Annotated in this window: 16 protein-coding genes and 3 tRNA genes; 15 read left to right on the top strand and 4 right to left on the bottom strand. The window is 33.4% G+C overall.

The window, feature by feature from the left end; genetic code table 11:
* Nucleotides 1–48 precede the first annotated feature (48 nt).
* From MTX13_RS13210 to MTX13_RS13260, 11 genes are all read left to right on the top strand, one after another.
* Entirely contained in the window at nucleotides 49–681 is a 633-nt protein-coding gene (locus MTX13_RS13210) for a peptidylprolyl isomerase (protein WP_250436519.1), read from the top strand.
* Entirely contained in the window at nucleotides 681–1,385 is a 705-nt protein-coding gene (locus tag MTX13_RS13215; protein WP_250436535.1) for a 16S rRNA (uracil(1498)-N(3))-methyltransferase, read from the top strand. The genes MTX13_RS13210 and MTX13_RS13215 overlap by 1 nt, the downstream gene beginning before the upstream one ends.
* A gap of 3 nt (nucleotides 1,386–1,388) precedes the next feature.
* Entirely contained in the window at nucleotides 1,389–2,030 is a 642-nt protein-coding gene (locus MTX13_RS13220) for a DUF4159 domain-containing protein (protein WP_250436538.1), read from the top strand.
* A gap of 3 nt (nucleotides 2,031–2,033) precedes the next feature.
* The gene (locus MTX13_RS13225) at nucleotides 2,034–2,366 is read left to right on the top strand and encodes a hypothetical protein (RefSeq protein WP_250436540.1); all 333 of its coding nucleotides are present in this window, start codon (nucleotides 2,034–2,036) and stop codon (nucleotides 2,364–2,366) included.
* A gap of 8 nt (nucleotides 2,367–2,374) precedes the next feature.
* Complete coding sequence (locus MTX13_RS13230) at nucleotides 2,375–2,899, top strand: TrmH family RNA methyltransferase (protein WP_250436550.1); 525 nt, start codon at nucleotides 2,375–2,377, stop codon at nucleotides 2,897–2,899.
* 16 nt (nucleotides 2,900–2,915) lie between these two features.
* The gene (locus MTX13_RS13235) at nucleotides 2,916–4,004 is read left to right on the top strand and encodes an AI-2E family transporter (RefSeq protein WP_250436552.1); all 1,089 of its coding nucleotides are present in this window, start codon (nucleotides 2,916–2,918) and stop codon (nucleotides 4,002–4,004) included.
* Nucleotides 4,005–4,012: 8 nt separating this feature from the next.
* Nucleotides 4,013–5,194, top strand: a complete 1,182-nt coding sequence (locus MTX13_RS13240; protein ID WP_250436554.1) for a class I SAM-dependent methyltransferase — start codon at nucleotides 4,013–4,015, stop codon at nucleotides 5,192–5,194.
* 10 nt (nucleotides 5,195–5,204) lie between these two features.
* Nucleotides 5,205–5,873: an HAD family hydrolase gene (locus MTX13_RS13245; RefSeq protein WP_250436556.1), complete on the top strand. Its 669-nt coding sequence runs from the start codon at nucleotides 5,205–5,207 to the stop codon at nucleotides 5,871–5,873.
* A 138-nt stretch (nucleotides 5,874–6,011) separates the two neighbouring features.
* Nucleotides 6,012–6,095, top strand: a tRNA-Ser gene (locus MTX13_RS13250).
* 22 nt (nucleotides 6,096–6,117) lie between these two features.
* Nucleotides 6,118–6,192: transfer RNA gene (locus MTX13_RS13255), tRNA-Pro, on the top strand.
* A gap of 28 nt (nucleotides 6,193–6,220) precedes the next feature.
* Nucleotides 6,221–6,294: transfer RNA gene (locus MTX13_RS13260), tRNA-Arg, on the top strand.
* A 36-nt stretch (nucleotides 6,295–6,330) separates the two neighbouring features.
* On the opposite strand, the gene MTX13_RS13265 is transcribed toward MTX13_RS13260, so the two are convergent.
* Nucleotides 6,331–8,379 (bottom strand): HD family phosphohydrolase, encoded by a 2,049-nt coding sequence (locus tag MTX13_RS13265; protein WP_250436558.1) that lies wholly within the window; start codon nucleotides 8,377–8,379, stop codon nucleotides 6,331–6,333.
* Nucleotides 8,380–8,507: 128 nt separating this feature from the next.
* Here MTX13_RS13265 and MTX13_RS13270 point away from each other — a divergent pair, with 128 nt between their 5' ends.
* The gene (locus MTX13_RS13270; protein ID WP_250436567.1) at nucleotides 8,508–9,686 is read left to right on the top strand and encodes an acetyl-CoA C-acyltransferase; all 1,179 of its coding nucleotides are present in this window, start codon (nucleotides 8,508–8,510) and stop codon (nucleotides 9,684–9,686) included.
* Between the two features lie 7 nt (nucleotides 9,687–9,693).
* The gene (locus MTX13_RS13275) at nucleotides 9,694–10,443 is read left to right on the top strand and encodes a C40 family peptidase (protein ID WP_250436577.1); all 750 of its coding nucleotides are present in this window, start codon (nucleotides 9,694–9,696) and stop codon (nucleotides 10,441–10,443) included.
* A gap of 53 nt (nucleotides 10,444–10,496) precedes the next feature.
* On the opposite strand, the gene MTX13_RS13280 is transcribed toward MTX13_RS13275, so the two are convergent.
* Both MTX13_RS13280 and gyrA read right to left on the bottom strand, forming a co-directional pair.
* The gene (locus MTX13_RS13280) at nucleotides 10,497–11,741 is read right to left on the bottom strand and encodes a tetratricopeptide repeat protein (RefSeq protein WP_250436579.1); all 1,245 of its coding nucleotides are present in this window, start codon (nucleotides 11,739–11,741) and stop codon (nucleotides 10,497–10,499) included.
* Nucleotides 11,742–11,751: 10 nt separating this feature from the next.
* Nucleotides 11,752–14,319, bottom strand: coding sequence for a DNA gyrase subunit A (gene gyrA / locus MTX13_RS13285; protein ID WP_250436583.1), 2,568 nt, complete (start codon nucleotides 14,317–14,319; stop codon nucleotides 11,752–11,754).
* Nucleotides 14,320–14,577: 258 nt separating this feature from the next.
* On the opposite strand from gyrA, the gene MTX13_RS13290 reads away from it, so the two are divergent.
* Nucleotides 14,578–17,127 (top strand): ATP-dependent Clp protease ATP-binding subunit, encoded by a 2,550-nt coding sequence (locus tag MTX13_RS13290; protein ID WP_250436585.1) that lies wholly within the window; start codon nucleotides 14,578–14,580, stop codon nucleotides 17,125–17,127.
* 84 nt (nucleotides 17,128–17,211) lie between these two features.
* Nucleotides 17,212–17,574 (top strand): hypothetical protein, encoded by a 363-nt coding sequence (locus MTX13_RS13295; RefSeq protein WP_250436586.1) that lies wholly within the window; start codon nucleotides 17,212–17,214, stop codon nucleotides 17,572–17,574.
* Nucleotides 17,575–17,670: 96 nt separating this feature from the next.
* Here the strand turns inward: MTX13_RS13295 and MTX13_RS13300 are convergent.
* The coding region (locus tag MTX13_RS13300; RefSeq protein WP_250436589.1) for a T9SS type A sorting domain-containing protein at nucleotides 17,671–19,737 on the bottom strand (2,067 nt) is incomplete at its 5' end.

Below are 19,737 nucleotides of genomic sequence, written 5' to 3' on the forward strand. Positions count from 1 at the left end.
TAAAATATCTTTAGTATTGTATTTTTAAAGTGTTATTAATTACATCTTATGAAGAAGCTTCAACTTTTAGTCTTTATTTTACTACCCTTATTCAACGTTTTTGCTCAAGAAGATTTCACTGAACAGGAATTAGATTCCATTTTAAACTTAAACCAGGCTGAACGGTTTTTAGAAATGAACCCTAAAAAGGGCAATGAAATTATAACGTTTAATGAAGAAAACCATCAAACCAATATGGTTCGTGATCTTTTTAGTAGAGGTCGTGTAACTGTTGAATCTGGAACTTACAATACACACTACAAAGTTGTAGAACGCAATTCTATTCCGCATTATCGTGCAAGCTATATTTATTTAGATGGTTCAAAAATGAGCGATTCTGAAATTAATACAACTCGAAATAGAATTATCAAAAAATATAAAGAGGGTATTCCTTTCAGCCAACTGGCTTTACAGTATTCAATGGATGGCAATGCCAATAAAGGTGGTGATTTAGGGTGGTTTACAAAAGGGACTTACTATCCCGATTTTGAATATTCTATTACTAATGGCAATCATCAATTAAATGATATTTTTACATTAGACATTGATGAAAAAAATTGGCATTACGTCATACTCATAACATATGATATGAAAGAAATTAGAGAGGTTAAAGCATTAAAAATAGTAACGCCAAAAAGTTAATGCAGTTATTTTATAATCCAAACTTAACTAAAGAATCCCATCAAATTATTTTTGATAAAGATGAAAGCAGACACATAGCAAAAGTCTTAAGAAAGAATATCAATGATGAGCTACATATTACCAACGGAAAAGGCCTTCTCTTTACTGCATCTATTTTAGAAAACCATATTAAGCAATGTATAGCCCAAGTAGTAAGTGTTGATACTAAAATTAAACCAAAATATAATCTCCATCTTGCTGTTGCCCCAACTAAAATGAACGATCGCTATGAGTGGTTTCTAGAAAAAGCAACCGAAATTGGTGTTTCTGAAATCACACCAATAATTTGTGATCATAGCGAGCGTAAAGTAATAAAGCATGATCGCTTTGAGCGTATAGTTCAATCGGCATTAAAGCAATCATTACAGTGCTATATACCAAAGCTAAACCCTACAGTTAATTTTAACGATTTTATCCATCAAAAACATACCGGTCAATTATTTATTGCACACTGTGAGGAAACTAAAAAGCAATCACTAAAGCAGCTTATTCAACAAAAAAAAGATATAACCATTTTAATTGGACCTGAAGGTGATTTTAGTGTTAAAGAAATTGAAACTGCAACAGAAAATAATTTTATTCCTGTAACTTTGGGAGAAACACGTTTGCGAACTGAAACAGCTGCTATTGTTGCTTGCCATAGTGTGGCTTTTGTTAATGAATAATCTATGAAATATCTATATATTGTTTTAATTTTTTTGCTGTATGGTCTTACCTATTCGCAAGAAATTGCTATTCTAAAATATAAAGGAGGAGGCGATTGGTACAGCAACCCAACTGCAGTTCCTAACCTTATTACGTATTGTAACAACAGTATTAACACTAAAATAAATCCAAAACCTGAAACTGTAGAGGCTAATAGTATCGATATTTTTCAATACCCCTTTTTGCACATGACAGGACATGGTAATGTGTTTTTTAATGATGATGATGTCAATAATTTAAGAAATTATCTTATTTCTGGCGGCTTTTTGCATATAGATGACAACTATGGTATGAAACCCTATGTTGTTGAAGAGCTCAAGAAAGTATTCCCAAATACTGATTTGGTTGAACTTCCTGTAACACATCCTATTTTCAATACAGCTTATAATTTTCCTAATGGGCTGCCCAAGATTCATGAGCACGATGGCAAACGGCCTCAAGCATTAGGCATTTTTTATGAAGGCAGGTTAGTCCTACTGTTTACAGTTGAAAGTGATTTGGGTGATGGCTGGGAAGACCAAAGTGTACACAACGACCCACCTGATGTGAGAGAAAAAGCCTTAAAAATGGGTGCGAATATTGTTAAATATGCTTTTGAAAATTAGATAATGAAATTAAGCTACTATTGCAATTATTGCAGAAAGGAAAATTATCTTAAAACAAAGTCGCATGATAGGCATGGTTTATTGTTGGAATTAGGCACCAATGAAATTGAAAACACCTGTTCAAATTGTAACAAAACAACAACCAAACATATAAATCGTTTACATGCTGAACCTAATTATAAAATAATAATAGGCAGTCTTATTGTAGCTGCTTTAGGAACGTTACTACTTTGGAATTATGGGTTTGTAAGTATTTTAAGCGGTACTATTCCAATAGCAGTTTGGATGGACCAAAACAAAAAAACAAGTATTTTTAATAAATCGCGTGTAAAGTAAATTCTGTTTTGCAATTAACCCACTACAATTCCAAATTCAAAGAACGAGAATTTCCAATAACCATAATTTGTGACAATATTTCTAATGCTCCAAATATTGGTAGTTTATTTCGTATGGCTGATGCATTTGGTGTAGAAAAAATTATATTTTGCGGCAACAATATTACCATGGGGCGCAAAATGACCAAGACATCAAGGGCAACAGAACAATATGTTAATTATCAAGTTCAAGATTCAGCTTTTACAGAAGTAACTAAATTAAAAGAGAAGGGCTATCTAATTATTGCTTTAGAAATCACAGATAACAGTATTCCCATAGGAGGTTTATTATTCCCTAACAACCAACACATTGCTCTTATAATAGGTGATGAAAACTTTGGTGTTTCTGAAAATGTCCTAAAATTATCTGATAAGATTGTCCACATTGAAATGTTTGGAAAAAATAGCAGTATGAATGTTGTGCAAGCAACAAATATTGCACTTTATGAAATAACGAAACAATTAAATACAAATAGTAATCTCATTAAAGAGTAATACGTATATTTACTTTATGAATTCTAAAATTATTGCCAACGGAATACTTAGAGCTTTAGCCGTAGTCTTTGGACTATTTATTATTTGTTTTTTTTTATATAAAATACAATCTGTAATCGTCTATATTGTTTTAGCGGCAGTTATTTCGTTAATAGGGCGACCAATTGTGTTTTTTTTAACCAATAAATTAAAGCTTAAAACTGTTTTTGCTGTAGCTATCACTATGGTACTACTTTTAGGGTTAGTGCTAGGTCTAATAGGACTATTTATCCCTTTGGTGGCAGAACAAGGTCAAAATTTATCCCTGTTAAATATTGAGCAGTTAGAGCTTAACGTTAAAAATTTATACATAGAGGCAACCAAACATTTTGGCGTAACAACTATGGAGGTTGAAGAATCTCTAAAAGAAAGCCATATTCTATCCAGAATCGATTACAGCATAATTCCAAATTTCCTCAATACTTTTTTAAGTGGCCTTGGGAATTTTAGCATAGGTTTATTTTCTGTGTTGTTTATATCATTCTTCTTTTTAAAGGACAGTAAGCTATTAGAAAGTAGTGTTTTAACACTATTTCCAGATAACAAAGAAGAACGGATAAAAAAATCTTTTTATAAAATTAAAGATTTGTTATCTCGTTATTTTGTTGGACTAATATTACAAATCACTGTTTTATTTATAATTTATACTATTGGTCTACTAATTATAGGTGTTGACAATGCTGTGGTAATTGCTTTTCTATGTGCATTAATTAATTTAATACCATACATAGGCCCACTTATTGGAGGTGTGCTTATGATATTCTTAACGATGACAAGTAATTTAGGTAATAGCTTTAGTTTAGTAATACTACCTACAACATTAAAAGTTTTAAGTGTTATTGTTGTTGGTCAATTGTTCGACAATTTTATAAGCCAACCCGTAATTTTTTCAAAAAGCGTCAAATCGCACCCATTAGAAATTTTTCTTGTCATCATAATTGGTGGTATTCTATTTGGAATTATAGGCATGGTTATAGCAGTACCAACCTATACGGCTATAAAAGTTATCTTAAAAGAGTTTTTATCAGAAAATAAAATTGTTCAAAAACTCACTAAAAATCTTTAAGTTAAAAATTGAACGAAGCTTTATTAAATAAAGAGTATCAGGCCTACATTAATGCGAATTTAAGCACTGACATTCAAAGTTTAATTTTAAACCCAAAAATAAACCCTCCTTTTGATTTTAAAGATTTAATCCTTCAAATTGAATCTAAAAAGAAGTGTAAAAAAAAATTACCTACTTGGTTTAATTCAAAAAACATATATTTTCCCAATAAGCTCAATATTGAACAGACCTCATCTGAAACTACTGCTAAATACAAAAGTCAGTTAGTATCTGGAAAACGGTTAATTGATATAACGGGAGGTTTTGGCGTAGATGCTTTTTATTTTTCAAAAGTTATAGATCAGGTTATTCATTGTGAAATATCAAAGTCCTTATCTGAAATTGTAGCTCACAATTTTAAGGAATTACAAGCCGAAAATATTAAAACTGTATCTGGAGACGGACTGAAATTCCTAGAAAAAAATGATGTAGCTTTCGACTGGGTTTATATTGATCCTTCCAGACGACATGATGACAAAGGCAAGGTTTTTTTTCTAAACGATTGTTTGCCCAATGTACCTGAAAACCTGGAAGAAATATTCAACAAATGTTCTAACATACTTATCAAAACATCGCCTCTATTAGATTTATCTGTAGGGCTAAACGAATTAAAACATGTAAAGGAAATTCATATAGTTGCCATTGATAATGACGTTAAGGAGCTCCTTTGGGTTTTGCAAAAAGATTATTCAGGAGGTGTAGCGATAAAAACTATAAACTATTCAAAAACCAAAAATCAGTTATTTGATTTTAATTTATCAAAAGAAAAGGAATCAGTACCAAATTATTCATTACCACAAAATTATTTGTACGAACCCAATTCAGCTATTTTAAAATCTGGTGCTTTTAATTTGATAAGTACTGAATTAATCCTTAACAAGCTTCACCAGCATTCACATTTATATACATCTAAAAACCAAATTAAGTTTCCCGGTAGAGTGTTTGCTATTAGAGCTTATTTTCCGTACAATAAAGAAACTATGAAACGGTTTAAAAACTTAAAAGCAAACGTTAGTATTCGTAATTTCCCTGGATCTGTTAAGTCATTACGAACAAAACATAAGATTAAAGATGGCAGCAATTTATACTTGTTTTTCACAACAGACTTAAATGAAAAACGAATTGTGATTGAATGTAAAAAACTTAACTAAAAATAGATTTATGCTAAAAGCTGTAATTTTTGATATGGATGGTGTAATTGTAGATACAGAACCTTTACACCATAAAGCCTATTTTAACATGTTTGAAAATGTGAAAATTGATGTTTCCGAAGAATTATATCAATCGTTTACTGGTCAGTCTACAATGAATATCTGTAAATATCTGTGTCATCATTTTAATTTAAATAAATTGCCAGAAGAGCTTGTTCAAATAAAACGAAAAGCGTTTACACATTTGTTTTTTAACGATCCTGATTTGCAACTTATTGATGGTGTTCGCGATTTGATAGAAGATTACTACAATAATAATTTAACTTTAATTTTAGCGTCATCGGCTTCGATGTTTACAATTGATAATGTATTTTCAAGATTTGAGTTAAACCCTTTTTTTAAAGCAAAATTAAGCGGTGCCGATTTGAAAGCCTCTAAACCACATCCCGAGATTTTCATAAACGCTACCGAAGCTTCAGGATACAAAAAAGAAAACTGCATAGTTATCGAAGACTCAACAAATGGTATAAAAGCAGCACATTCCGCCGGAATATATTGTGTAGGCTACAAAAGTTTACATTCAAAAAATCAAAATTATAGTTTAGCAAATAAGGTTATTTCAGATTTTAAGGAAATAGATTACCCAAATGCTTCAAAATTATTACAATCTAAAAATTAAGTATTTACATTTTATTTTAATTAAACAAATATAATTCTCATTAAAATAGAATAAAAAAACAAAAAAATAGTTGCGTTCTTTGCTATATAAAGTTACATTTGCATCCGCATTAAAAGAACGTTCTTTTATAATTTTATTGGAGAGGTGCCAGAGTGGTAATGGAGCAGATTGCTAATCTGTCAACGCGTAAGTGTTGCCCGGGTTCGAATCCCGGTCTCTCCGCAAACAGTATAATAAAACTATTCGGGGTGTAGCGTAGCCCGGTTATCGCGCCGCGTTTGGGACGCGGAGGTCGCAGGTTCGAATCCTGCCACCCCGACTTTTTATTTATTTACTAAACTTCTTTTGGTCGCGTAGCTCAGCTGGATAGAGCATCTGCCTTCTAAGCAGACGGTCACAGGTTCGAATCCTGTCGCGATCACTTAAAGCCTTAACATAATAGTTGAGGCTTTTTTGTTTATTCTGGGTATTCGATTCGTAAATGGTAAATATTGGCCAATTTATGCTTCAATACTTTTTTGATTGACTGAATCTCTTTAAACGTAATGTTTGCGTTTAAAAATTGTTCGTTTTCCATTTGTTTGGTAATAATAGACTCAACAAAATCATCAATTTTACTTGATGTTGGCTCTTTTAAGCTTTTTGATGCTGCCTCAACACTATCGCACATCATAAGTATTGCTGTTTCTTTGCTAAAAGGCTTTGGTCCTGGATACTTAAACGAAGATAAATCGGTATCCTCAAAACGTTCCTTTTCTTTCATATAAAAATAATATACAACACTAGTTCCATGGTGTGTTCTAATAAAATCTATAACCCGATCAGGGAGATTATTTTTTCTTGCTATTTCTATACCATTAATAACATGGTCAATTATTATGGAAGCACTTTCCTTTGCCGATAATTCATCATGAGGATTTATTCCAGTAGATTGGTTTTCGGTGAAGTATGTTGGGTTTTTCATTTTACCGATGTCATGATATAATGCGCCCACTCTAACCAACATAGCATTTGCGCCTATTTCGTTAGCTGCAGCTTCTGCCAAGTTGGCTACATTAAGCGAATGGTGAAACGTACCTGGTGCTTTGTTTGATAGTTCTTTAAGTAGCTTTGTGTTGGTATCTGAAAGTTCTAACAAGGAAACATCTGAAACCAATCCAAACAACTTTTCGTAAGCATAAATTAAAGGCTGTACAAATAACGTTGCCAAGCCGCACAATACAAACAAACCAAAAGTTTCCCATTTTAGAGTTTCTATACTACCTTCATGAATAACAAAGAAAGCGAAATAGGCTACAATATAAATTAAAGTTATCTGTCCTACTGAAATGAATAAGTTTGCTCGTTTGTATAATTCAGATACAGTTAAAATTGTCACTATACCAGCTATAATCTGTAAAAACATATACTCATAACTATTCGAAACTATAAACCCGAGTAACAGAACAGTGATAACGTGTGCAAACAACCCTAATCGTGCATCAAAAAACGCCTTTAATACAAGTGGTAAAATACAAATGGGAACTATATATATATATTGAGAATTATACCCTACTACTAATGTCGTAATAAGAATCATCAATAAAATATTAAAGAAAATAAAGGTTACTTTGGTATTGTTATCAAAAACTTCCCGTCTGTATTTTCGGAGAAATAATAACAACATAAGTAAGGCCAGTGCAACCAATACAGTGTAGGCTACTACAACCCATATATAATTTGATTTACTCCAAACCTGTGATTCATACTCTGCCTCTAACGATTTTAATATTTGAAGCTTATCGCCTTCTACAACTTCCCCTTTAGAAATTATTAGTGTTTCTCTTTCAACAATACCGCGCGCAAATGATATCTTATTCAGTTCGTCCTGCAGAGCTTTGTCTGTCAATTCTTTGTTGTAGCTTAAATTGGGATTTACAATATCAAAGAAAAGTGAAGTATATTCTTTTTCATAATCAAGCAACGCATTTCGAGATAAATGCCTCCTAATTACCTGTGTAACTTCAGCTTGATTTATCAATGAAGAAAATTGCGTCTGTGCTGTTTCAATTCTATTGTTCAAAACAGCTATTGTTTGATTAGGTGGAAAATCATAATCTTCACCTAACACTCCAAACTCATAAAGTGTATTTAAAATTTGATTCCCAGTGTTATATATTTCTAAACGATTTGATAAAGCAATTGAATCTGGAAACACTTTCTTAAACGCATCATCATAATTATCTTTTATGGTATTAAAAATTTGCTCGTCTAAATCAAAATACAATATGCTATTTTCTTCTATCTGTTTTCTCTCCTCTTGTATTTCAGCATCAGTTTTCTTGATGGCGAAATTAAACGGCGCATACAAATTTTCAGATTGCCAAGGCTTGCCCTTTTCAAAATCATACTTAAACTTTCCGCTTTTTGGAAATAGGTAAACTATTAAAAATGTGGTAGATAAAAACAACAATAATTTATAACCTAAAGAATGGTTTCTGTATAAATAATTTATAAGGTCTTTCATGTATTGCGTTTATATTGTCAAATGTAATAAAAATATAGTCTTAAATGAGTTGCTATAAAATGCTAATCATTCTAAATTCTACCAAAAATTGATTAATTTTACAGCTTCAAAAATTAAAAACAAATAAAATGAGTAAAGAAGTCGTTATTGTTTCTGCAGCTAGAACTCCAATAGGAAGTTTTTTAGGATCCTTATCCACCATCCCTGCGCCTAAATTAGGAGCCATTGCTATAAAAGGCGCATTAAACAAAATAAACTTGAAACCAGAAATGGTACAAGAGGTGCTTATGGGTAATGTGGTACAAGCTGGAACGGGTCAAGCTCCTGCAAGACAAGCGGCTATTTATGCTGGAATACCAAATACTGTACCTTGTACTACCATAAATAAAGTTTGTGCATCTGGAATGAAATCTGTTATGCAGGCTGCGCAATCTATTGCCCTTGGAGATGCCGATATAATTGTAGCTGGAGGTATGGAAAACATGAGTTTAATACCGCATTATCTACATGCCAGAACGGGAACCAAGTTTGGCCCTACTACTTTAGTAGATGGCATGCAAAAAGATGGATTGGTTGATGCTTACGATCAAAACGCTATGGGTGTTTGTGCAGATGCTTGTGCTACAGAGTATAATTTCTCAAGAGAAGATCAAGATGCTTTTGCCATTCAATCTTATATGCGTTCAGCTGAAGCCTGGGAATCTGGTAAGTTTGATAATGAAATTGTACCTGTTGAAGTACCACAAAGACGTGGTGAGCCATTAGTAATCTCAAAAGATGAAGAGTTTACTAATGTTAAAATGGAAAAAATTCCAGCTTTACGTCCTGCGTTTACAAAAGATGGAACTGTAACAGCAGCAAATGCTTCTACAATTAATGATGGTGCTGGCGCCATGGTTTTAATGAGTAAAGAAAAAGCTGATGAACTTGGTTTGAAAGCTTTAGCAACTATTACAGGTTATGCAGATGCCGCACATGAACCAGAGTGGTTTACTACTGCACCAGCAAAAGCTTTGCCTAAAGCTTTAAACAAAGCAGGTATAAAAATTGAAGATGTAGACTTCTTTGAATTTAACGAAGCCTTTTCTGTTGTAGGCTTGGCAAATATGAAAATTCTAGGGTTAAATGACTCAAACGTCAATGTCAATGGAGGAGCAGTTTCTTTAGGACATCCGCTAGGTTGTTCAGGTGTTAGAATCTTAATTACTTTACTAAATGTTCTTGAACAAAACAACGCTAAAATTGGTGCTGCAGCTATTTGTAATGGAGGTGGTGGCGCTTCTGCTGTTGTAATTGAAAGAAACTAAATAATCCATGCAATACGGTATTTGCAATCTAAGCATTGTTCCCTTAAGGCTAGAACCTTCAGATACATCTGAATTGGTTTCGCAAGTACTGTATGGCGACTATTTTAAAGTTCTAGAAAAGCGAAAATCTTGGAGTAAAATCAGGTTAGGTTTTGATAAATACGAAGGATGGATTGATAATAAGCAATACCTTGAAATATCAAAAGAAGATTACGATAGCCTAAAAGAGGAAACGCCTAAACTATCAACAGATTTAGTAGAATTTGTTCAAGATTCAGATGAACAGCTTTATCCAATTCCTTTAGGTTCTGCCTTAAATGGTTTAGATATTGTTAAACATACTTTTGATGGTAATTATATTCAAGAACAATATGCAAAAGATCATATAGTTAAGACTGCTTTCTTATATTTAAATGCACCGTACCTTTGGGGCGGTAAAACTCCATTTGGTATAGACTGCTCGGGTTTTACACAAATGGTTTACAAATTGAATGGATATAAATTGTTGCGTGATGCATCACAACAAGCTACACAGGGTGAAGCTTTAAGTTTTATTGAAGAAAGTGATCCTGGAGATTTAGCCTTTTTCGATAATAATGAAGGGCATATAGTACATGTAGGTATAATTATGAAAGATAATTTTATAATTCATGCGCATGGCAAAGTACGCATTGATAGGTTGGACCATTCTGGAATTTATAATATGGAAAGAGGAATTCATACCCATAAACTTCGAGTGATAAAAAAAATATTGTAACAAAAAAATCCACTAATTAATTAGTGGATTTTTTTGTTCATTTTAGTTGATATTTAATTTCCTGATAACTCCTCAACTTTCGCTTTCATAGCTTTGTAATTGTTTGTATTTCCAATGGCACTATAGATATTCATCAGCGTTTTGGAAGCTTGAAGATTGTTAGGCTCTTCTTTTAAAACATTCTCTAAATAAGGAATTGCATCATTATAAAGCTGCATACGTTCTTCTTTTAATTCATCATAACGCTTGTTATCAGCAGCAGAACTACCTAGGCTGTTCATTTCCTCAATTAAGGCTTGCTCTCCTTCTAATATCATAGCAGCCATGTTGGTTTGTGCATTAACATAAGATGGGTCTAACTCTATAACTTTGGAATAGTAATTTTTAGCAGCTTCATTATCTCCAATTTGCGAAGAAATTACGCCTAAATTATAAAGTAAATCTACATCATTAGGATTTAAGGCCACTGCTTCTTCAACTAAACCTTTATAACTGTCGATATCTCCTAGTTTGTAATACAGGTCTGCTTCTGTTAATATTAAACTAATATTATCTGGTTCATTTTTTCTAGCTTTCTTAATAGCAGCAATAGCTTCGTCTTTTTTATCCAACTGTACATATATCAATGCAATGTTTTTGGTTATTTCACCAGATTTAGATTCAGTTAAGCGCTCACCTGCTTTTATATATTCTCCAGATTTTAAATATAGATCACGAGTCTGCTTATCCATTACTTCCTCTACACCGGTTTCCTTATTGGTTGCGAAATACTCTGTTTGCTGTCCTTTGTAACCTAATTTGTCTAACTCTAAATAATAATCTAAAGCTGTTTCATAATCCTGTCCTGTTACGGCACTAACTGCAGCATAATACAAATATGTCGTGTCTGAAGGAACCGTTTGATATAATTGACTAAATTTTCTAGCAGCAGAATCATAATTTTTACCTTGGTACAAATCATTTGCTTTGGTTAATAATGAATTTTCTATTACCGATTGAAATTCAGCAACATCAGAATCATTCTTATTTGATTTGTTAAGATGCTCTATAGCACTGTCAACATCATTATCATTTCCTGTGCCATTAGCAAATAATGCTTTGGCACGTAATAAGTTGTATTGAGCCTTTTGCTTATCATCCATTGCCGACATCATTGATTCAGCTTGATTTAATGCTGCATTAGCTTCAGCATAGTTACTATTTTTTATTGCCTTATCAGCTGCTTTAAGTTCTTTTTTTTGTGCAAAAGACAGTGTGCTAATCAATACTGCTAAAGCAAATAATACTGATTTATTCATTTTTTTTATTTTAATTTTCGTTGTTATTGTTTTCATTCTCTGCTTCATTATCAATTGCTGTGCCATTTTCATTTTCGGCTGTTAAATCAATTACTTCTTCATTAATACCTTCTTCTTCATCTTTCATTACTTTAGCAACAGCGGCTATGGAATCGTTGCCCTTTAGGTTAATTAATTTAACACCTTGAGTAGCACGACCCATGACACGCAAATCATTTACTTGCATACGAATGGCAATCCCTGATTTGTTTATAATCATTAAATCGTCATCATCTGTCACCGATTTAATAGCTACTAAATGACCTGTTTTTTCGGTAATTGATATAGTTTTAACACCTTTACCTCCACGATTGGTAATACGGTAAACTGCTTCGCCATCTTCTGGATCATCTATATAAGTCCGTTTACCATATCCTTTTTCAGAAACTACTAAAACAGATTCTTCTTGTGGATTTTCAATGGCAATCATTCCAATTACTTCATCTTGGTCATTAGCAAGTGTTATTCCACGAACACCAGAAGCATTTCTACCCATTGGTCTTGTTTTCGCTTCTTCAAAACGAATAGCCTTACCCGACTTTAATGCCAACATAACTTGACTGTTACCTGTTGTTAATTTTGCCTCTAAAAGCTCATCACCATCTTTAATAGTGATAGCGTTTATACCATTGGTCCTAGGTCTAGAATATTGTTCAAGTGATGTTTTCTTTACTTGACCATTTTTGGTCGCCATAATTACATAATGGCTGTTAATATAATCTTCATCCTTAAGGTCCTGTGTACAAATGAAGGCCATAACCTTATCATCTTGTTCAATATTAATTAAATTCTGAATGGCACGTCCTTTTGATGTTTTGCTACCTTCAGGAATTTCATATACACGCATCCAGAAACATTTTCCTTTTTGAGTGAAGAATAACATGTATTGATGGTTTGTACCCACAAATAAATGCTCAAGGAAGTCTTCATTTCGAGTAGTTGAAGCTTTTTGTCCTACCCCACCTCTATTTTGTGTCTTATATTCGGTTAGCGATGTTCTTTTAATATATCCAGCATGTGAAATAGTGATTACCACTTGTTCGTCTGGAATCATATCTTCAATACTTAAATCACCACCTGCATATTCAATTTGAGAACGACGCTCATCGCCATACTTCTCCTTAACTTCAAGAAGCTCTTCTTTAATGATATCCATACGACGTTCCTTTTTATCTAGGATATCTTTTAAGTCTTCTATGGTCTTCATCAACTCTTCATATTCCGAACGCAACTTATCTTGTTCCAGTCCGGTTAATTGACGTAATCGCATTTCTACGATTGCTTTCGCTTGAATTTCTGAAAGCTTAAAACGTTCAATTAACTTTTCACGAGCTTCTTCTGCATTAGAGGACGCACGAATTAAAGCAATAACTTCATCAATATTATCTGAAGCAATAATTAAACCTTCTAAAATATGAGCGCGCTCTTCTGCCTTACGTAATTCGTAAGTTGTACGTCTTACAACTACATCATGTCTATGCTCAACAAAATGATAGATTAAATCTTTCAGATTCAATAATTGAGGTCTTCCATTTACAAGTGCAATATTATTGACACTAAATGAAGATTGTAGAGCTGTATATTTAAAAAGCTTATTTAATACAATGTTAGGAATAGCATCACGCTTCAATACATAAACAATACGCATACCATTTCTATCAGATTCATCACGAATAGTAGATATACCTTCAAGTTTCTTATCGTTAACTAAATCGGCAGTCTTTTTAATCATGTCTGCCTTGTTAACTTGATAAGGAATTTCAGTAACAACAATGCACTCACGACCTTGAACTTCTTCAATATTAGCCTTACCGCGCATGACAATACGTCCACGCCCTGTTTTAAAAGCTTCAATTACACCATCGTAACCATAAATGGTTCCACCAGTTGGAAAATCTGGTGCCTTAACATGAGTGATTAATTCATCTATTTCAATGTTATTATTATCAATATAAGCAACAGTGCCATCCACTACTTCAGATAAATTATGAGGCGGCATATTGGTTGCCATACCTACTGCAATACCAGAAGCACCATTAACCAATAGCCCTGGAATACGGGTTGGCAATACTGTTGGCTCTTGTAGTGTATCATCAAAATTTAATTTATGATCTACCGTTTCTTTATCAATATCAGCAAGCATATCTTCAGAAATTTTACGCATTCTTGCCTCTGTATAACGCATTGCTGCAGGGCTATCACCATCAATTGATCCAAAGTTACCTTGACCATCAACCAACATATAACGTAAACTCCATTCTTGGGCCATACGAACCATTGTGTCATAAACTGAAGTATCACCGTGTGGGTGATATTTACCTAGTACTTCACCAACAATTCTAGCTGATTTCTTATGAGCTGAATTAGATCTAACACCCAATTCGTGCATACCGTAAAGTACACGCCTATGAACAGGCTTTAAACCATCTCTTACATCTGGTAAAGCACGTGACACAATGACCGACATTGAATAATCAATGTAGGCTGATTTCATTTCATCTTCAATGTTAATCGGAATCAATTTTTCTCCTTCTGCCATATATAAATAAATTAGTTTTTGTGTAGGTTTTCAAAACGTGCTAATATAACCATTTCATCAGTGATAGCAAGACCTAGCTTTTTGTTTTTTCGTTTTTTTTATTAACAATTTTACATTGCAATATGGTTAATAAGTATGCTGTTAATTATTTTGATTTTATAAACTTTTTTTTGTCTATTAGCAACAAGGTATAATTTAAGGTATAGTTTTTGCCTTATTAATTATGTTTAGTACATTTAATGCAGAAAGGATTTTTTTATGGACGATAATTTTTCACCACGAGTTAAAGATGTAATTGCCTACAGTAAAGAAGAAGCTTTAAGGTTGGGGCATGATTTTATAGGAACCGAACATTTAATGCTGGGCCTCTTGCGTGATGGCAACGGAAAAGCTATAAATATTTTAAATGCCCTAGATATAGATTTAAATCATTTACGTCGTAAAGTTGAAATTTTAAGTCCTGCAAATCCAAATGTGGCAGTAGCTTCTAATGAAAAAAAGAACTTGCACCTAACACGTCAAGCAGAACGCGCCCTTAAAACAACCTTTTTAGAAGCCAAGTTGTTTCAAAGTAACTTCATTAATACTGCACATTTGTTACTATGTATTTTAAGAAATGAAAACGATCCTACCACCAAACTTTTAAATAAGCTAAAGGTAGATTATGATAATGTAAAAGAACAATTCAAGTTTATGATTACAAACGATGATAATTATATAGAGCCAAAAGCCGAATCGTTTCAAGATGATGATTCTGCAGCTGAAGATGACACGTCAAAAGATAATTTATTTAATTCACCTTCTGGAAAGTCTAATAAAAAATCTAAAACACCTGTTTTAGATAATTTTGGGCGCGATTTAACCGCTCAAGCCGAAGAAGGTAAGTTAGACCCAGTAGTGGGTAGAGAAAAGGAAATAGAGCGCGTCTCACAGATTTTGAGCCGTCGCAAAAAAAACAATCCACTTCTAATTGGCGAACCTGGTGTTGGTAAATCTGCCATTGCAGAAGGTTTGGCCAATAGAATTGTTAAACGAAAAGTATCCAGGATTTTATTTAATAAACGTGTTGTAACACTTGATTTAGCTAGTCTTGTAGCTGGAACCAAATATCGTGGTCAGTTTGAAGAGCGTATGAAAGCTGTGATGAATGAACTCGAGAAAAATGATGATATTATTTTGTTTATTGACGAAATCCATACTATTGTTGGCGCTGGTGGTGCAACAGGAAGTTTAGATGCGTCCAATATGTTTAAACCAGCCTTGGCTAGAGGTGAAATTCAATGTGTAGGCGCAACAACTTTAGATGAATATAGACAATATATTGAAAAAGATGGTGCGTTAGAACGTCGTTTTCAAAAAGTAATTATTGAACCTACATCAGTTGAAGAAACCATTGAGATACTCAACAACATAAAAGAAAAGTACGAAAATCATCATAATGTTGATTATACACCAGAAGCTATTGAAGCTTGTGTAAAGTTAACGAATAGATACATGACAGATCGTTTTCTTCCAGATAAAGCCATTGATGCTTTAGATGAAGCAGGTTCTCGTGTTCATATTACCAATATCAATGTTCCAGATCAAATAATTGATTTGGAAAAACAATTGGAAGCAGTAAAAGAAACCAAATCATCTGTCGTTAAAAAACAGAAATACGAAGAAGCTGCGAAACTACGTGACGATGAAAAACGTCTTGAAAAAGAATTGGCTATTGCACAAGAGAAATGGGAAGAAGAAACCAAGCAGCATCGTGAAATTGTTACTGAAGATAATGTTGCCGATGTGGTTTCTATGATGACAGGTATACCCGTTAATAGAATTGCCCAAACCGAAAGCAATAAATTAGCACAATTGCCAGAACTCATTAAAGGTAAAGTTATTGGTCAAGATGATGCTGTAGCTAAAGTAGTAAAGGCCATACAAAGAAATAGAGCTGGGTTAAAAGATCCGAACAAGCCAATAGGATCGTTTATATTTTTAGGTCAAACAGGTGTTGGTAAAACACAGTTAGCCAAGGTTTTATCTAAAGAATTATTTGATAGTGAAGATTCTCTTGTTAGAATTGACATGAGCGAATATATGGAGAAGTTTGCCATTTCAAGATTAGTAGGTGCACCTCCAGGTTATGTTGGATATGAAGAAGGTGGACAACTAACTGAAAAGGTAAGACGCAAGCCTTATGCTGTAGTACTTTTAGATGAAATTGAAAAAGCACATCCCGATGTATTCAATATGCTATTGCAGGTTTTAGACGACGGTTATTTAACTGATAGTTTAGGTCGTAAAATTGATTTTAGAAATACTATAATTATCATGACTTCTAACATTGGTTCAAGAAAATTGAAAGATTTTGGAACTGGTGTTGGGTTTGGAACTGCGTCTCAAAAAGCACAGGAAGATGCCAATGCTAGAAGTGTTATTGAAAATGCTTTGAAAAAAGCTTTTGCACCAGAATTTTTAAACCGAATTGATGACGTTGTAGTCTTTAATGCACTTGAAAAAGAAGACATCAATAAGATTATTGATATAGAATTGGAAAAACTAGTCTTGCGTATTAAAGATTTAGGTTACACACTTAAATTAAGTAAGGCTGCAAAAGACTATATTGCAGATAAAGGTTTTGATAAGCAATATGGTGCAAGACCCCTTAAACGTGCCATTCAAAAATACATTGAAGATGCTTTAGCAGAAGAAATTATCAATTCCAAAATTTCTGAAGGTGATAAAATTGTTATGGATTTAGATTCTAAAAGCAATGAATTAAAGATTAAAATTGAAACACCTAAAAAGAAAACAGAATCATAGATAACTCTCATAAATATTGAATAAAAAAACTCCGTAATATTGCGGAGTTTTTTATGTTTTGTTTTTAAATCCTTATCTTTAATTATGTCACAAGAATTAAAATATCCGTTTGGCAAGATTACCATATACAGCAATTATGTAATTGCCGTTATGAATGAAGGCGTTACAATTACCCCGAATCTTAATAGTGTTTTAGAAGATATTGCTAAACTATATTTCTCAAATAAAAACTTTGTTTATATCACTCACAGAGTTAATTCTTATGCTGTTGATCCTAATATCTACTTTAAAACGTCTAAAATTAAAAATCTAGTTGGCTTTGCTGTAGTATCTGGAAAAAAAATAGTGTTAGACAATACAGAATTAGAGAGTATTTTTCTAAATAAACCCTTTAAGTCCTTTACTAGTATTGACGATGCCATTAGTTGGGCTAATTCACTTTGTTAATAATACTTTAAGACATTCATTTTACACTAGTTAAATTTATGGTATAAAAAAAGGAGCAACTTTTCAGTTGCTCCTTATATTTTTATTTATTTAAAATTAATTTCTTGGAGTTGCCGAGATAATATTTTTGGTGATGACACCTTTACTTGTAGTTACTCTAACTACGTAAATTTGGTCACTTGCATTATTCATATTTATTCTCGTCTTACCTTTAGTACCTTTACTATAATTAGTATTTGTTATGGTTTTTAGTACAATACCTCTTAGATCGAACACTTCAATCTTCACATCCGTATCAAACTTAAATTCATAGTTAATAAATACTTCATCATCAAATGGTACTGGAGAAGCAGTAAAATCTAACTTATCATTAACTAAAACATTAGCTTCTCTTTCTGAACCACAGTTTATACTGTCATGATTTGATGGCATATATTGTCCTCCATCGTTTTCATTTTCCGTAGCAGAGCACTCGCACTCTACTTCACATACAACAGCATGAGCAATAACATATATAGGACCACTTGCATCAATTGGACCAATGGAATAGTTAGAAACACCTCCAAGATTACTTGGGTTGAAGTTATATTGTCCAGGCGCTACTGTTGGGCTACCATTATTCCCTGTAGGATACATGTCACATCCAACATATAAATGAGCTTCATTCATTGTATAGCCATCATTAATATCGAACATAACATTTACTTGTCCATTTTCATATGTTATATGAACATCTCCAGCATAAGCACCTCTAGTAATATCACAATGTGCTGCACCTGCATACATTTGCAATGTATACTCGCCTTCAGTTTCAAGATAATTTGTCCAACCCCAACGGTTAAATCCATTACCTATGAAGCAAATATTGTCATCTTCATAACGACCAAAAGCAGTTTCACACTCTCCATATGATTCAAACTCTCGAATTAACGTTAAGGTTTCTGTTTCAATATTACCACATGCATCCGTAACAGTAAATACATAATCTGCTGTTTCTTGACATTCTGAAGACACGATGTTTCCGATATAACCTGTTACAATTCCACCATCAGAACAATTATCAGTCCAGTTAGCATCAATTGATTCTGGGAAATAATCGTTACAAAGCGGATCCATTTCTGGTACATCAATCTCAGGAGCATCATTATCTACTATCCATGTGTACGTTACACTTAATTCTTCTGCCATATTACCACATGGATCTGTGTAATTAGCCGTCCATGTTTGGGTATAATTACAGCCATCTGCTATTGGACCTTCTGTTTCTGGTTCTAACTCCACTTCTCCAGCACAATTGTCATCAGCTTTAAACAAAGGAGGTGTGATCTTTGGATTACAGCCTAAATCAGCACTTTCTGAATCTGATGTAATTACTGGCGCTTCATTATCCATTGTCCAAGTATACGTTACACTTAACTCTTCTGCCATATTACCACATGGATCTGTATAATTAGCTGTCCATGTTTGGGTATAATTACAACCATCTGCCGTAGGGCCTTCCGTTTCAGGCTCTAAATCTACTTCCCCTGCGCAATTATCGTCAGCTTTAAACAAAGGAGGTGTGATTTTTGGATTACAGCCTAAATCACCGCTCTGTGAGTCTGATGTGATTACTGGCGCTTCAGTATCCATTGTCCAAGTATACGTTACACTTAACTCTTCTGCCATATTACCACATGGGTCAGTGTAATTAGCCGTCCATGTTTGGGTATAATTACAACCATCTGCTATTGGACCTTCTGTTTCTGGTTCTAACTCCACTTCTCCAGCACAATTGTCATCAGCTTTAAACATTGGTGGTACGATCTCTGGGTTGCAACCTAAATCAGCACTTTCTGAATCTGATGTAATTACTGGCGCTTCATTATCCATTGTCCAAGTATACGTTACACTTAACTCTTCTGCCATATTACCACATGGATCTGTATAATTAGCTGTCCATGTTTGGGTATAATTACAACCATCTGCCGTAGGGCCTTCCGTTTCAGGCTCTAAATCTACTTCCCCTGCGCAATTATCGTCAGCTTTAAATAAAGGTGGTGTGATTTTTGGATTACAGCCTAAATCACCGCTCTGTGAGTCTGATGTGATTACTGGTGCTTCGGTATCTACTGTCCAAGTGTATGTTACACTTACTGCCTCGGCTTGGTTGCCACAGGCATC

It is taken from the genome of Hanstruepera flava (genome assembly GCF_023634025.1).
Taxonomy (GTDB): Bacteria; Bacteroidota; Bacteroidia; order Flavobacteriales; family Flavobacteriaceae; genus Hanstruepera; species Hanstruepera flava.